Origin of the sequence: Brenneria nigrifluens DSM 30175 = ATCC 13028 (assembly GCF_005484965.1) — a bacterium.
GTDB classification, from domain to species: Bacteria; Pseudomonadota; Gammaproteobacteria; order Enterobacterales; family Enterobacteriaceae; genus Brenneria; species Brenneria nigrifluens.
In genome coordinates, this window is record NZ_CP034036.1 from 1,859,785 (window position 1) to 1,873,712 (window position 13,928).

General features: G+C 55.6%; 12 protein-coding genes. 9 read left to right on the forward strand and 3 right to left on the reverse strand.

What is annotated here, in order from left to right; translation table 11 throughout:
• The first annotated feature begins 28 nt into the window (after positions 1–28).
• Both ydiJ and menI read left to right on the forward strand, forming a co-directional pair.
• Positions 29–3,082 carry a D-2-hydroxyglutarate dehydrogenase YdiJ gene (gene ydiJ / locus EH206_RS08605; RefSeq protein WP_009112388.1) on the forward strand — a complete coding sequence of 1,018 codons (3,054 nt, stop codon included), beginning with the start codon at positions 29–31 and terminating at the stop codon, positions 3,080–3,082.
• Positions 3,082–3,498 carry a 1,4-dihydroxy-2-naphthoyl-CoA hydrolase gene (gene menI / locus EH206_RS08610; protein ID WP_009112389.1) on the forward strand — a complete coding sequence of 139 codons (417 nt, stop codon included), beginning with the start codon at positions 3,082–3,084 and terminating at the stop codon, positions 3,496–3,498. Before ydiJ ends, menI begins: the two co-directional genes overlap by 1 nt.
• Before the next feature lie 82 nt (positions 3,499–3,580).
• Here menI and EH206_RS08615 read toward each other — a convergent pair whose 3' ends face one another.
• Entirely contained in the window at positions 3,581–3,982 is a 402-nt protein-coding gene (locus tag EH206_RS08615; RefSeq protein ID WP_009112390.1) for a hypothetical protein, read from the reverse strand.
• A gap of 498 nt (positions 3,983–4,480) precedes the next feature.
• Between EH206_RS08615 and sufA the strand changes: the two genes are divergently transcribed.
• From sufA to EH206_RS08650, 7 genes are all read left to right on the forward strand, one after another.
• On the forward strand, positions 4,481–4,852 hold the full coding sequence (gene sufA / locus EH206_RS08620) for a Fe-S cluster assembly scaffold SufA (protein WP_009112391.1): 372 nt from the start codon (positions 4,481–4,483) through the stop codon (positions 4,850–4,852).
• A 13-nt stretch (positions 4,853–4,865) separates the two neighbouring features.
• Positions 4,866–6,362, forward strand: coding sequence for a Fe-S cluster assembly protein SufB (sufB, locus tag EH206_RS08625; protein WP_009112392.1), 1,497 nt, complete (start codon positions 4,866–4,868; stop codon positions 6,360–6,362).
• A gap of 81 nt (positions 6,363–6,443) precedes the next feature.
• Complete coding sequence (gene sufC / locus EH206_RS08630) at positions 6,444–7,190, forward strand: Fe-S cluster assembly ATPase SufC (protein WP_009112393.1); 747 nt, start codon at positions 6,444–6,446, stop codon at positions 7,188–7,190.
• Entirely contained in the window at positions 7,165–8,490 is a 1,326-nt protein-coding gene (gene sufD / locus EH206_RS08635; protein ID WP_009112394.1) for a Fe-S cluster assembly protein SufD, read from the forward strand. The genes sufC and sufD overlap by 26 nt, the downstream gene beginning before the upstream one ends.
• Positions 8,487–9,710, forward strand: coding sequence for a cysteine desulfurase SufS (sufS, locus tag EH206_RS08640; protein ID WP_009112395.1), 1,224 nt, complete (start codon positions 8,487–8,489; stop codon positions 9,708–9,710). Before sufD ends, sufS begins: the two co-directional genes overlap by 4 nt.
• A 29-nt stretch (positions 9,711–9,739) precedes the next feature.
• Positions 9,740–10,156 carry a cysteine desulfuration protein SufE gene (gene sufE, locus EH206_RS08645; protein ID WP_009112396.1) on the forward strand — a complete coding sequence of 139 codons (417 nt, stop codon included), beginning with the start codon at positions 9,740–9,742 and terminating at the stop codon, positions 10,154–10,156.
• Positions 10,157–10,477: 321 nt separating this feature from the next.
• Positions 10,478–11,500: a L,D-transpeptidase family protein gene (locus EH206_RS08650; protein WP_009112397.1), complete on the forward strand. Its 1,023-nt coding sequence runs from the start codon at positions 10,478–10,480 to the stop codon at positions 11,498–11,500.
• Positions 11,501–11,653: 153 nt separating this feature from the next.
• Here the strand turns inward: EH206_RS08650 and EH206_RS08655 are convergent, their stop codons facing one another.
• Together EH206_RS08655 and pykF are read right to left on the reverse strand one after the other, a co-directional pair.
• Positions 11,654–11,890 (reverse strand): major outer membrane lipoprotein, encoded by a 237-nt coding sequence (locus EH206_RS08655; protein ID WP_005970385.1) that lies wholly within the window; start codon positions 11,888–11,890, stop codon positions 11,654–11,656.
• 319 nt (positions 11,891–12,209) lie between these two features.
• Positions 12,210–13,622 carry a pyruvate kinase PykF gene (gene pykF, locus EH206_RS08660; protein ID WP_009112398.1) on the reverse strand — a complete coding sequence of 471 codons (1,413 nt, stop codon included), beginning with the start codon at positions 13,620–13,622 and terminating at the stop codon, positions 12,210–12,212.
• Between the last annotated feature and the right edge of the window lie 306 nt (positions 13,623–13,928).

A 13,928-nucleotide genomic window follows, 5' to 3' on the forward strand; every position in this document is an offset into this window, starting at 1 on the left:
TTTCTTGTTCGGACAGGGTCAAAAAATAATGATCCCACAGATCTCTCAGTCTCCCGGGCTGGTTCAGCCGGTGCTTAACTTTTTGGAAGCATTGAAGCACAGTGGATTTACCGGCGATACGGCGACAAACTACGCCGATCGCCTGACGATGGCGACAGACAATAGTATCTATCAGCTGTTGCCGGATGCGGTGGTTTTCCCCCGTTCCACCGCCGACGTGGCGATTCTGGCGCGTCTGGCGGGGGAGACGCGCTTTCTCGGTCTGACGTTCACGCCGCGCGGCGGCGGCACAGGAACCAACGGTCAGGCCCTGAATAAGGGCATTGTGGTGGATATGTCGCGTTATATGAACCGCATCCTGGAGATTAACCCGGAGCAGGGTTGGGTCAGAGTCGAGGCCGGCGTGATTAAAGATCAGCTCAACCAGTATCTTAAACCGTTCGGCTACTTTTTCGCCCCGGAGTTATCCACCAGCAACCGCGCCACGCTGGGCGGCATGATTAACACCGATGCCTCGGGACAAGGGTCGCTGGTGTACGGTAAAACCTCCGATCATGTGCTGGGCCTGCGCGCGCTGCTGCTCGGCGGTGAAATGCTGGATACGCAGGCTATGCCCGTGGCGTTGGCGGAACAGTTGGCGCGGGAATCCTCCGCGGTCGGGCGGATTTATCATACCGTGCTGCACCGCTGCCGCGAGCAGCGTCAGCTTATTGTCGACAAATTTCCCAAATTGAACCGTTTTCTTACCGGGTACGATTTGCGCCATGTTTTCAGCGATGACCTGCAAACCTTTGACCTGACGCGCATTCTTACCGGGGCCGAAGGGACGCTGGCGTTTGTTACCGAAGCCAAGCTCGATATTACGCCGCTGCCGAAAGTGCGGCGGCTGGTAAACGTCAAATATGACTCCTTCAACTCGGCCCTGCGCAATGCGCCCTTTATGGTGGAAGCGCAGGCGCTGTCGGTGGAAACCGTGGACTCCAGCGTATTGAATCTGGCGCGCGAGGATATTGTCTGGCACTCCGTCAGAGAACTGATTACCGATGTGCCTAATCAGGATATGCTGGGGCTGAATATCGTGGAGTTCGCCGGTGATGATGAAGCCTTGATCGACGGGCGGGTGCGCCAGCTCTGTCAACGGCTGGATGCGCTGCTGGCAAGCGGCGAGGCCGGGGTTATCGGCTATCAGACCTGTAACGATCTGGCGGACATTGAACGCATTTATGGCATGCGCAAGAAAGCGGTCGGTTTGCTGGGAAACAGTAAAGGGCTGGCGAAACCGATCCCGTTTGCCGAGGATACCTGCGTGCCGCCGCAGCATCTGGCGGATTATATTGCCGAATTTCGCGAACTGCTGGACAGCCACAACCTGACCTACGGTATGTTCGGCCATGTGGATGCGGGGGTGTTGCACGTACGCCCGGCGCTGGATATGTGCGATCCGCAGCAGGAAATGCTGATGAAGCGGCTTTCCGATAAAATTGTGGCATTAACCGCGAAATACGGCGGCCTGCTGTGGGGAGAGCACGGCAAAGGGTTTCGCGCCGAGTACAGTCCGGCGTTTTTCGGCCCCGAACTGTATGCCGAGCTGCGGCGCATCAAAGCCGCGTTCGATCCCGATAACCGGCTTAATCCCGGTAAAATCTGCGCTCCGCTGGAGCTGGATGCGCCGATGATGAAAGTGGACGCCGCCAAACGCGGCACCTACGATCGTACCATTCCGCTGGCGGTGCGTGGCTCTTTCCGCGGCGCGCTGGAGTGTAACGGCAATGGCCTATGCTTCAATTTTGATGCCCGCAGCCCGATGTGTCCTTCGATGAAAATCACCGGCAACCGCATCCATTCGCCGAAAGGCCGGGCGACGCTGGTGCGGGAATGGCTGCGTTTGCTGGCGGAGCAGGGGGTTGATCCGCTGGAACTGGAGAAACGACTGCCGCAGCAGAAACTCAGCCTGAATACCCTGATCCAGAAAACCCGCAATAGCTGGTATGCCCGTCAGGGCGAGTATGATTTTTCCCATGAGGTGAAAGAGGCGATGTCGGGGTGCCTGGCTTGTAAAGCCTGCTCGACGCAGTGTCCGATCAAGATTGACGTACCCGGTTTTCGCTCCCGTTTCCTGCAACTGTATCACACCCGCTATTTGCGGCCGGCGAGGGATTATCTGGTGGCCGGGGTGGAGAGCTATGCGCCGCTGATGGCGCGCAGTCCCAAGACCTTCAACTTCTTTTTGAAAATGCCGTGGGTGAATGCGCTGAGCCGTCGGCAGATCGGCATGGTCGATCTGCCGTTGCTCTCTTCTCCGTCGCTGCGCCAGCAGTTTGCCGGTCACCGCGCCGGTAAAACCACGCTGGAACAGCTGGAAAAATTGTCCGCGCAGGAGCGCCGGCAATATGTATTAATCGTTCAGGATCCCTTTACCAGCTATTATGATGCGCAAGTGGTGGCCGATTTTGTGCATCTGGTGGAGAAATTGCGCTTGAAACCGGTGCTGCTGCCGTTTTCTCCCAACGGCAAGGCGCAACACATTAAAGGCTTTTTGCAGCGCTTTGCCAAAACCGCGGCGAAAACCGCCGATTTCCTTAATCGCGTCGCCAGACTGGAGATACCGATGGTCGGCGTCGATCCGGCGCTGGTGCTGTGCTATCGCGATGAATACCGGGAGATACTGGGGGATAAACGGGGCGACTTTAAGGTGCAACTGGTGCATGAGTGGCTGATGACCTCGCTGGCGGGAAAAACCGCTCAGGCCGTCGCCGGCGAATGCTGGTATCTGTTCGGACACTGCACGGAAACCACCGCGTTGCCCGCCAGTACCCAGCAGTGGGTGGATATTTTCTCCCGCTTTGGCGCCCGGCTGGAAAACGTCAGCGTCGGTTGTTGCGGCATGGCGGGAACCTACGGCCATGAAAGCAGCAATCTGGCGAATTCGCAGGGTATTTATGCGCTCTCCTGGCAACAGGCCCTGCAGAAGTTGCCGCAACAGCGCTGTCTGACCACCGGCTACTCCTGCCGCAGCCAGGTGAAACGGATGGAGGGTCGCGGGCTGCGTCATCCTCTACAGGCCTTGCTGGAGATTATCTGATGCTATGGAAACGACAGGTTACCCTCGAACAGCTTAATCAGCAGAGTCGGGGGTGTATGATTGGCTTGCTGGGGATCCGCTACACGCGGATAACGGACGATTGCCTGGAAGGGATGATGCCGGTGGATGACCGTACCCGCCAGCCGTTCGGCCTGCTGCACGGCGGGGCGTCGGTGGTGCTGGCCGAGTCCCTCGGTTCGGTGGCCGGCTATCTGTGTACCGAAGGGGATCAACAGGTGGTGGGTATGGAGGTCAATGCCAATCACCTGCGCGCGGTGGTTGACGGCGAGGTGCGCGGCGTGTGCCGCGCTCTGCACGCCGGGCGACGCAATCAGGTATGGCAGATAGATATTTTCGATAGCCGGGATCGCCTGTGCTGCACCTCACGCCTGACGACCGCGGTAATTACGCCGTAGCCCTGACCGACAACCGCACCGGCCGCATTTTGCCGTCCGCTGCGGTTGGTTTGTCAGGTCGTGGCTTATGCGCTATGGGCCGTCAGGGCAAAAAGGGAACCCGCTTGACGAAATCGCTCTGGAAAGCGGTGGCTTTATCCCACGAACCCTGGATGCTCAGTTGGTGGCAGATGGTCTTTAGCGTATTGCGTGCGAAGTAGTAGCTCTGGACCCGGAACAGGTGGCAGCGCTCCTCATTATTTATTTCTTTAATCAGTCGGTTATGTAATTTTACCAAGGCGTGGAGATAGCTGGCGTCGTCGCCGTTTCTCAGACAAAGATCGACCATATCCATGCAGGCGTTATGATAGCGTCTTAGATGGTCGATATGGCTTCCCGGCCGATTCAGACGCGCCTCCGCCATATAGAAATCCACGGTGGCGTTGCGGATTTGGAATTTATATTCGTCAATCTGATGTTGCAGCCAGGCATTCACGGAAAGCATGGGATCTCAACCCTGAATATCAAATGATAATCATTATCATATTTATAAAAATAGTCGGGATCAATGGCTAAAACGATCGCTAGCCATAAAAAATCGCCGGGAGCGATTTTCAACGTCGCTTGCGACGGCCCGGAGGGTGACGGGCAGGGATAGCCCGTCATAAAAATTTGCTGCTGATGAAATTAAATCATCATTTACTTTCCCTGTTTTATAAATAGGTATCCTCGATGAATGTTATACTAATGATAATAAATTGATAACTTTTCCCTGGGCGTGACCGGCAAGGGATATAATTTAGTCTTTGTTTATCAATGGATTAATCTGTAATTCACCGGGCGATTTTCGCCGGGGAGGGCGATGCGCGCGGGCGGCCGCCGCCATGCAAAAGCAAATGTTACGAATAGCCCTGCAAAACAAGAGGTTGAAGCTATATCCATTATCACTAACATTAGGGGAAACCAGCCTGAAACTGGTACCACACGTAATGAGGTATGCCTTATGCAAACGGAAAGTGTAGGAACGTTTTCACTGGATGAAAATATCTGGCAGGGACTGACGCTGACGGATAGCGCGGCAAAACAGATAACCAACTTAATGCGGCAGGATGCCGCGATAAAAGGTTTACGGCTTGGCGTCAAACAATCCGGCTGCGCCGGGTTTGGCTATGTGCTGGATCTGGTGCGCGAGCCCGAACCGGATGACCTGTTGTTCGAACGCGACGGCGCAAGACTTTACGTACCGCTAAAGGCGATGCCTTTTATTGATGGCACCGAGCTCGATTTTGTCCGTGAAGGGCTGAATCAGGTGTTCAAGTTTAATAATCCCAAAGCTCAGCATGCCTGTGGATGCGGCGAGAGCTTCGGCATTTAAGTGATGAAAAATTATGGCACGTAGCACAGTAGATGTACCCGATGATGTCCAGATCTGGATGGGAGACGGCCGTTACAAAGAGGGCTTCTTCACCGAACTGGCGACGGATGAACTGGCACGCGGGATTAACGAAGACGTGGTCCGGGCGATTTCGGCCAAGCGTAACGAACCCGAATGGATGCTGGAGTTCCGGCTTAACGCCTATCGGGCGTGGCTGGAAATGGAAGAGCCTCACTGGCTGAAAGCGCATTATGTCAAGCTCGACTATCAGGATTATAGCTATTATTCGGCGCCGTCCTGTGGTCACTGTGACGACACCTGCGACTCCCAGCCGGGCGCTACCCAGCAGTCCGGCATTACGGACGTCAACAATTACCTGACCAGCGAGGTTGAAAACGCCTTTAACCAACTGGGCGTACCGGTGCGCGAAGGCAAGTCGGTCGCGGTGGACGCGATTTTCGACTCCGTTTCCGTGGCGACGACCTACCGTCATGAACTGGCCGAGCAGGGCATCATTTTCTGTTCGTTCAGCGAGGCGATTCAGGATCACCCGGATCTGGTTCGCCAGTACCTCGGTACGGTGGTGCCTTCGAACGACAACTTTTTCGCCGCCTTGAATGCCGCGGTCGCCTCCGACGGCACCTTTGTCTATATCCCGAAAGGCGTGCGCTGTCCGATGGAGCTGTCCACCTATTTCCGTATCAACGCCGCTAAAACCGGGCAGTTTGAGCGCACCATCCTGATTGCCGACGACGACAGCTACGTCAGCTATATCGAGGGGTGTTCGGCGCCGGTACGCGACAGCTATCAGCTGCATGCGGCGGTGGTTGAGGTGATCGTCAATAAAAACGCCGAAGTGAAATATTCCACCGTGCAAAACTGGTTTGCCGGTCAGGACGCCGAAGGCGGGATTCTGAACTTTGTCACCAAGCGGGCGCTGTGCGCCGGTGAGTATGCGAAAATGTCATGGACGCAATCGGAAACCGGTTCGGCCATTACCTGGAAATACCCCAGCGTGATTTTGCGCGGCGACAATTCGGTGGGCGAGTTTTTCTCCGTGGCGCTCACCAACGGTCGCCAGCAGGCGGATACCGGCACCAAGATGATCCATATCGGTAAAAACACCCGCTCCACCATCATCTCCAAAGGGATTTCCGCCGGCCACAGCGAAAATACCTATCGCGGGCTGGTGAAGATCATGCCGAGCGCCACCAACGCGCGCAATTTCACCCAGTGTGATTCCATGCTGATCGGCAGCGACTGCGGCGCGCATACTTTCCCGTATGTGGAAGTGCGCAACAACACCGCGCAGTTGGAGCACGAGGCGACCACCTCGAAGATTGGCGACGATCAGCTGTTTTACTGTCTGCAGCGCGGCATCAGCGAAGATGACGCCATCTCGATGATCGTCAACGGTTTCTGTAAGGATGTTTTCTCTGAGTTGCCGCTGGAGTTTGCGGTCGAGGCGCAAAAGTTACTGGCGATTAGTCTGGAACATAGCGTGGGTTAATTCGTCGGTTGCCGATATTTCTTATCATCGGTCACAAAAATGATGAGCGTCACCAGATGTAAGACGCCGGAAGGATAGAGCATGTTAAGTATTGAAAATCTGAAAGTCAGCGTAGAAGGCAAAGAAATCATTCAGGGGCTGAATCTCCAGGTCAAGCCGGGTGAGGTCCATGCCATTATGGGGCCGAACGGTTCCGGGAAAAGCACCCTCTCCGCGACGCTGGCCGGGCGTGAAGAGTATGAAGTGACCGACGGCACGGTGAGTTTTAAAGGAAAGGACCTGCTGGAGCTTGACCCGGAAGACCGGGCCGGCGAAGGCATCTTTATGGCGTTTCAGTACCCGGTGGAGATTCCCGGCGTCAGCAACCAGTTCTTCCTGCAAACCGCGGTCAACGCCGTGCGCAAATACCGCCAACTGGAGCCTCTGGACCGTTTCGACTTCGCCGACTTTATCGAAGACAAAATCAAACTATTGAATATGCCGGAGGATTTGCTGACCCGTTCGGTGAACGTCGGTTTTTCCGGCGGCGAGAAGAAGCGTAACGACATTCTGCAAATGGCGGCGCTTGAGCCGGAGTTATGCATTCTGGATGAAACCGACTCCGGCCTGGATATCGATGCGCTGAAAATTGTCGCCAACGGCGTGAATTCGCTGCGCAACCAGCAGCGCGCATTTATTATCGTCACGCACTACCAGCGTATTCTGGATTATATCCGGCCCGATTACGTTCACGTCCTGTATCAGGGGCGCATTGTTAAATCCGGTGATTTCTCGCTGGTGAAACAGTTGGAGGAGCAAGGCTATGGCTGGCTTACCGACCAACAGTAAAACCAATACGCAGCGCAAACAGGAACAGGCCTTGCAGCAGTGGCATAACCTGTTTGAAACCTATAGCGCCCGGCGATCGGCGGAGGCGCATCGGCACTGGCAGGAAGTGCGGCGCCTGGGGTTGCCGCAGCGTAAGCACGAGCACTGGAAATATACTCCGCTCGACGGGCTGCTGGCGCACGAGTTTGTGCTCCCCAAGGCGCCGCAGGTCGACAGGGCGGCGCTGGATGCGCTGGCGTTGCCGGTTGACTGCTGGCGTCTGGTATTTATTGACGGCGTGTTCAACGAGCAGCTCAGCGATACCCAGTGGGGGCCTTATCAGGTTGATATCAACGCATCGCGCGCTCAGGGCGAACTGCCTGCCGCCGTCCAGCCCGAGGTGTTTCTGCACCTGACGGAAAGCCTGGCCGCCGCCAGCACGCTGATTCGCCTGCGCGCCGGGCAGCAGGCGGAAAAGCCGCTGTATTTGCTGCATATCAGCAGCGGTCGGCAGGACGCCGCGCTGAATACCGTCCACCATCGCCATCACCTGAACGTGGAGCGCGGCGCTGGCGCGAAGATTATCGAACACTATGTCAGCCTGGATGAGCAGGCGCACTTTACCGGCGCGCGCCTGACGATCAGCGCCGGAGAAAACAGCCGCGTCGGTCATATCAAGCTGGCGTTTGAAGCGGCGGCCGGCTACCACTTTTCCCATAACGATCTGGTGCTGGCGCGCGACGCGCAGGTGCGCAGCCACAGCTTCCTGCTGGGCGCGGGGCTGACCCGCCACCACACCAGCGCGCAGATGAACGGCGAAGGTGCCAATCTGGCGATTAACAGCCTTATCATGCCCGTCGGCAGCGAAGTGTGCGATACCCGCACCTATCTGGAGCATAACGACGGCTACGGCGAGAGCCGCCAGCTGCATAAAACCATTGTCAACGACCGCGCCAAGGCGGTGTTTAACGGTATGATCAAGGTCGCTCCCCGCGCGCTGAAAACCGACGGTCAGATGACCAACAATAACCTGCTGCTGGGGCGGTTGGCCGAAGTGGATACCAAGCCGCAGTTGGAAATCTATGCCGACGACGTGAAATGCAGCCACGGCGCCACCATCGGCCGTATGGACGAGGAGCAGCTGTTCTACCTGCGTTCACGCGGCATAACCCGGCAGGACGCGCACCAGATGATCATCTTCGCTTTTGCCGCCGAGTTGACGGAAGCCATTGCCGATGAGTCACTACGGGATGTGATCTTAAAACGTATTGCGCTGCGCCTGCCGAACGCACAGGACGATTTATTGAAGGCGGAGCTATGACTTATCCAATCGAACGGGTTCGGGCCGATTTCCCGCTGCTGGCGACGGAAGTGAACGGACAACCCCTTGCTTACCTGGACAGCGCCGCCAGCGCACAAAAACCCCAGGCGGTGATCGACCGTGAAACGGCGTTTTACCAGCATGAATACGCCGCCGTCCATCGCGGCATTCATACCCTGAGCGCGCAGGCCACCAGCGCCATGGAGGGCGTACGCGAACAGGTCGCCGCCTTTATCAACGCAGCTTCGGCGGAAGAGATCGTCTTTGTTCGCGGTACCACGGAGGCCATTAATCTGGTGGCCAACAGCTACGGACACACGTTCCTCCAGCCCGGTGACAACCTGCTCATTACCGAGATGGAGCATCACGCGAATATCGTTCCCTGGCAGATGCTGGCGCAGGCGCGGGGAATTGAAATCCGCGTATTGCCGCTGGCGGCGGACGGAACGCTGGACCTGACCCGGCTCCGCGCCTCGTTGGATGACCGCACCCGCCTGGTGGCGGTGACCCATATTTCAAATGTGCTGGGCACCCTGAATCCGGTGAAAGAGATTATCGCGCAGGCAAAAGCCGCCGGGGCGGTGGTTCTGGTGGACGGCGCGCAGTCGATTATGCATCAGCCCGTCGACGTGCAGGATCTGGATTGTGATTTCTTCGTCTTTTCCGGGCATAAAATCTACGGTCCGTCGGGGATCGGCGTGTTGTATGCCAAAAGCGCGCTGTTGCAGGCGATGCCGCCGTGGGAAGGCGGCGGGGCGATGATCCGCGAAGTCAGCCTGAGCGCCGGCACCACCTATGCCGATGCGCCATGGCGTTTTGAGGCCGGTTCGCCGAATACCGCCGGCATTATGGGGCTGGGCGCGGCGCTAAGCTATGTCACGGCGCTGGGACGCGAGGCGATCCAGCGCTATGAGTCCGCGCTGATGAGCTATGCGCTGGAGGCGCTGGCCCAGGTTCCTGATTTGACGCTGTACGGCCCGGCGGAGAGAAAGGGCGTTATCGCCTTTAACCTCGGGCGGCACCATGCCTATGATGTCGGAAGTTTCCTCGACCAGTATGGAATTGCCATTCGCACCGGTCACCACTGCGCGATGCCGCTGATGGAGCACTATGCCGTTTCCAGTATGTGCCGCGCCTCGCTGGCCGTTTATACTACCCGCGAAGAAATAGACCGGCTGGTTGCCGGGTTGCAACGTATCCATCGATTACTGGGCAACTAAGCGCCGCTTTGTCGCCTGGGGAGGAAAAAATGGCAAGTCTGCCGGATCCGCAGAAATTGGTGCGTAATTTTTCGCGCTGTCATAACTGGGAAGAAAAATATCTTTATATTATTGAATTGGGTGCGCGGCTGGAGCCGCTGCCCGAGGCATGGCGCCGGCCGGAAAATCTGATTGCCGGTTGCCAGAGTCAGGTATGGATAGTGATGCAGCCTGATGATCAGGGTCGGGTGACCCTGCATGGCGACAGCGATGCGGCCATCGTCAAAGGGCTGATCGCCGTGGTGTTCAGCCTTTATCAGGGGCTGAGTGCGCAGGAAATCGTTGCGCTGGACGTGCGTCCTTTCTTTCAGGAACTGGCGTTGACCCAGCATCTGACGCCATCCCGCTCCCAGGGGTTGGAAGCCATGCTCCGGGCCATTCGCGCGCGGGCGGCGGGGTTGTCCTAAGCGTTCGCCATTTACTTCTTATTTCCGCGAAAAAACGCCCGGCCTTCAATCCGGGCGATGTTTTATAGCGCGCAATCCTGCGGGACTCATTTTGAAGTATCCTTCTGATATTTCAGAATGAGTCCCGTAGATTTATCCCCCGCCAAAATTTATCCTGAAACGGATATTTGTAAAGAATTGAATATCAATCCCTTGATTTTCAAATAAAAGATAATTTTGTTACCACAATGCTAATATTGCATAAGCATGATACCGGTTGCTGAATAAAGAACCGGACATCGTTTATAAACCTGCATAAATCAGTGACGTAGGGAACTTTGTATGAAACGCGCGTTAACTTTACTTGGTCTGGTATTCGCCACGTATCTGGCAGGCAGCGGCGCAGCCGGCGCCACGGAATATCCGTTGCCGCCGCCGGGCAGTCGCCTTATCGGCGAGAACATCGCCTATACCGTCCCCGATGATGGCCGTCCGCTGGAAGCTATTGCCGCTGATTTCAAGATTGGCCTATTAGGCATGCTGGAAGCGAATCCCGGAACCGACCCCTATCTGCCGCAGGCCGGTTCGACCTTAACCATCCCCACGCAGATGCTGCTGCCGGATACGCCGCGTGAGGGCATTGTGGTCAACCTTGCGGAACTGCGGCTTTATTATTATCCGAAAGGTAAAAATACCGTCATCGTCTATCCCATCGGCATTGGTCAACTGGGGCGCAAAACTCCGCTGATGGTCACCTCTGTTTCTGAAAAGCGGGCCAATCCGACCTGGACGCCAACGGCGAATATCCGCAAACATTATCTGGAAGAGCAGGGCATTACGCTGCCGGCGGTGGTACCCGCCGGGCCGGATAACCCGATGGGACTGTTCGCGTTACGTCTGGCGGCGCACGGCGGCGTGTACCTGATTCATGGAACGAATGCGAATTTTGGTATCGGCATGCGCGTCAGTTCCGGCTGCATCCGCTTGCGGCCGGACGATATCGAAGCGCTGTTTAACGCCGTTCCGGTCGGTACGCGGGTGCAAATCATCAATGATGCGCTTAAAACATCGGTTGAGCCGGACGGTAAACGTTACGTGGAGGTTCACCAGCCGTTGTCCAAAACCGATCGGGATGACCCGCAGACTATGCCGATCAGCATCAATAAAAAGACCAAAAAATTTATTGATGACGATGAGACCGACGCCAAAACCGTCGCGGACGCCATCGTGCGGCGTTCCGGGATGCCGATTCTGGTAAATGTCGGGCAGGATATCAATACCTATCAGGAGCCTATACAGTCGGTCTCTGAAGACGCAGCGTCGCCGCAGGGCGCGCCAATCACCTCCGTCAGCGCCTCCCGGTAAGATAGCGGGAATAAACCCGGCTGAGGGCGTTCTGTGGCCGGGGTGGGTGCCGCGCTACGGCGCGCCCCGACAAGTGCAAGCCTGTGAAGCGAAAAAACGCAGACAAAAAAATGGCGCACAATGTGCGCCATTTTTACTACTTAACCAGTTCGATTACTTTTTGTAAGTGCGAACTTGGTTGTCCAGACGCTGGTTGGCACGAGCTGCGTCGTCTTTAGCAGCCTGTACGTCAGAGCGGATTGCGTTCACGTCGTTGCTCAGTTGGTCAACTTTAGCGTTCAGAGTCTGAACGTCAGAAGACAGCTGGTCAATTTTAGCGTTGCTGGAACAACCAGCCAGCAGTGTAGAACCCAGAATTACCGCGCCCAGTACCAGTTTAGTACGATTCATTATTAATACCCTCTAGATTGAGTTAATCTCCATGTAGCATTACAAGTATTACACAAACTTTTTTCTAATGAGAATAAATTTTTGATGAGAACATGCTTAATTTTGATCGTTCGCTCAAAGAAGCAGCGAGTTTTGCGGAACAATGAAAAAAGTAAAGAAAACAGCGTCATTTCCATCGGAATAGTCTGAGCTTTTTGCTATTAAAATGGCCTGTCGAATAAAGGAATTAATTTAGCGCGCTACGGATAAGCATGATAACCGCAGAATATATAAAAGCGCCGTCAAAGGCGCTTTTTTAATATGTGGAAGCGTAACGGATTTACAGACGGTGCACCGACGCGGTATTGGTGGTGCCGCTTGGCACCAGCGCGCCGGAAACCATCACCACCACATCGCCGGCCTGCGCGTGGCCGCTGTTTAGCGCCGCTTCCTTACCGATACGGTAGAAATCATCGGTGGAGGCGATTTCTTTTACCAGCAGCGTATCCACGCCTTTGCTCAGCAGAAGCTGGCGGGCGGTGAGCTCATTGGTCGTCAGCGCCAGGATGCGGGCATTGGGGAAGTATTTACGGATCGACTTGGCCGACTTGCCGCCGCTGGTCGCCACGACGATAAGCGGCGCGTCCAGTTTCTCAGCCGTTTCAACCGCGCCGCGGCATACGGCCTCGGTGATGCGCAGTTTACCCAACGGCTTGATGGCATCCAGACGGGCTTTCATCACGGTGTCGGTACGGCGGCAAATGGTCGCCATGATAGTGACGGACTCAAGCGGGTATTTCCCTTTGGCGCTTTCGCCGGACAGCATCACCGCATCGGTGCCGTCAATGATGGCGTTGGCGACGTCACCGGCTTCCGCGCGGGTAGGGCGTGGGTTTTTAATCATTGAATCCAGCATCTGCGTTGCCGTGATAACGACTTTACGGGCCTGGTTACATTTCTCGATCATCATCTTCTGGGCGAAAATCACTTCTTCAACCGGAATTTCGACTCCGAGATCGCCGCGGGCAACCATAATGCCGTCGGACGCATCCAGAATTTCGTCAAAATTGTTCAGACCTTCCTGGTTTTCGATCTTGGAAATGATCTGGATGTGTTCGCCGCCGTGCTGCTGCAGGTGCGCTCGAATTTCTTCAACATCGGAGCGTTTGCGGATAAAGGAAGCGGCAACGAAATCGACGCCCTGTTCGCAGCCAAAAATCAGGTCGCGTTTGTCTTTTTCCGCCAGAGCCGGCAGCTGGATGGAGACGCCCGGCAGGTTAACGCCTTTATTTTCGCCCAGATCGCCATTGTTCAGGACCCTGCAAACGACTTCATTACCGTTGATGGCGGTCACTTCCATGCCGATCAGGCCGTCATCGACCAGAACGATGTTGCCGACGCTCAGATCTTCAGGGAAGCCGGCATAGGTAACCGCAACGCGCTGGCTATTGCCGATCACGCTCGAGTCGGTGGTGAAGGTGAATGTCTGGCCCGCGGTCAGCGAAACGTCGGCGCCGTTTTCCAGCTTCATGGTGCGGATTTCCGGTCCTTTGGTGTCAAGAAGAATAGCGGCCTGCTTACCGGTTTTTGCCAGCACGGCGCGCAGGTTTTTGATGCGTTGACCATGTTCAGCGTAATCCCCGTGCGAGAAGTTCAGGCGCATAACATTCATTCCGGCGTTCAGCAGATTGCTCAGCATTTCTTCTGATTCCGTTTTAGGCCCGATGGTGCAAACAATTTTTGTCTTTTTCATACGATAGCTTCTACAAGTTGTGATGGATAAAAAGCGAGTGAACCGGCAGTTGGCATAGAGCGACTTCCGGAAAAAATGCGTTTGGCAACGGCCAGGAAGAATAAAGTATAGATGATGAAGCGCGTCCGATTACCGCGTTTGAGCATCGGGATAAGGGTAAGCAATGCCGTTGATAACGGTTCTAATGATAGTGGCACGTCGATTAGCTGAAACCATTCAATCGAAACAACGTTCCGTATTATAGTTATTAGTCAATGAGAAACAAGGTGGTAGATGGCCGCAAGTCGCATATTTTAACCCGTTTAC

What these genes read in the sequence shown, in the direction of transcription:
- ydiJ (WP_009112388.1), top strand. Translation starts at nt 29, where the DNA reads ATGATCCCACAGATCTCTCAGTCTCCCGGGCTGGTTCAGCCGGTGCTT.
- menI (WP_009112389.1), top strand. Translation starts at nt 3,082, where the DNA reads ATGCTATGGAAACGACAGGTTACCCTCGAACAGCTTAATCAGCAGAGT.
- EH206_RS08615 (WP_009112390.1), bottom strand. Translation starts at nt 3,982, where the DNA reads ATGCTTTCCGTGAATGCCTGGCTGCAACATCAGATTGACGAATATAAA.
- sufA (WP_009112391.1), top strand. Translation starts at nt 4,481, where the DNA reads ATGCAAACGGAAAGTGTAGGAACGTTTTCACTGGATGAAAATATCTGG.
- sufB (WP_009112392.1), top strand. Translation starts at nt 4,866, where the DNA reads ATGGCACGTAGCACAGTAGATGTACCCGATGATGTCCAGATCTGGATG.
- sufC (WP_009112393.1), top strand. Translation starts at nt 6,444, where the DNA reads ATGTTAAGTATTGAAAATCTGAAAGTCAGCGTAGAAGGCAAAGAAATC.
- sufD (WP_009112394.1), top strand. Translation starts at nt 7,165, where the DNA reads ATGGCTGGCTTACCGACCAACAGTAAAACCAATACGCAGCGCAAACAG.
- sufS (WP_009112395.1), top strand. Translation starts at nt 8,487, where the DNA reads ATGACTTATCCAATCGAACGGGTTCGGGCCGATTTCCCGCTGCTGGCG.
- sufE (WP_009112396.1), top strand. Translation starts at nt 9,740, where the DNA reads ATGGCAAGTCTGCCGGATCCGCAGAAATTGGTGCGTAATTTTTCGCGC.
- EH206_RS08650 (WP_009112397.1), top strand. Translation starts at nt 10,478, where the DNA reads ATGAAACGCGCGTTAACTTTACTTGGTCTGGTATTCGCCACGTATCTG.
- EH206_RS08655 (WP_005970385.1), bottom strand. Translation starts at nt 11,890, where the DNA reads ATGAATCGTACTAAACTGGTACTGGGCGCGGTAATTCTGGGTTCTACA.
- pykF (WP_009112398.1), bottom strand. Translation starts at nt 13,622, where the DNA reads ATGAAAAAGACAAAAATTGTTTGCACCATCGGGCCTAAAACGGAATCA.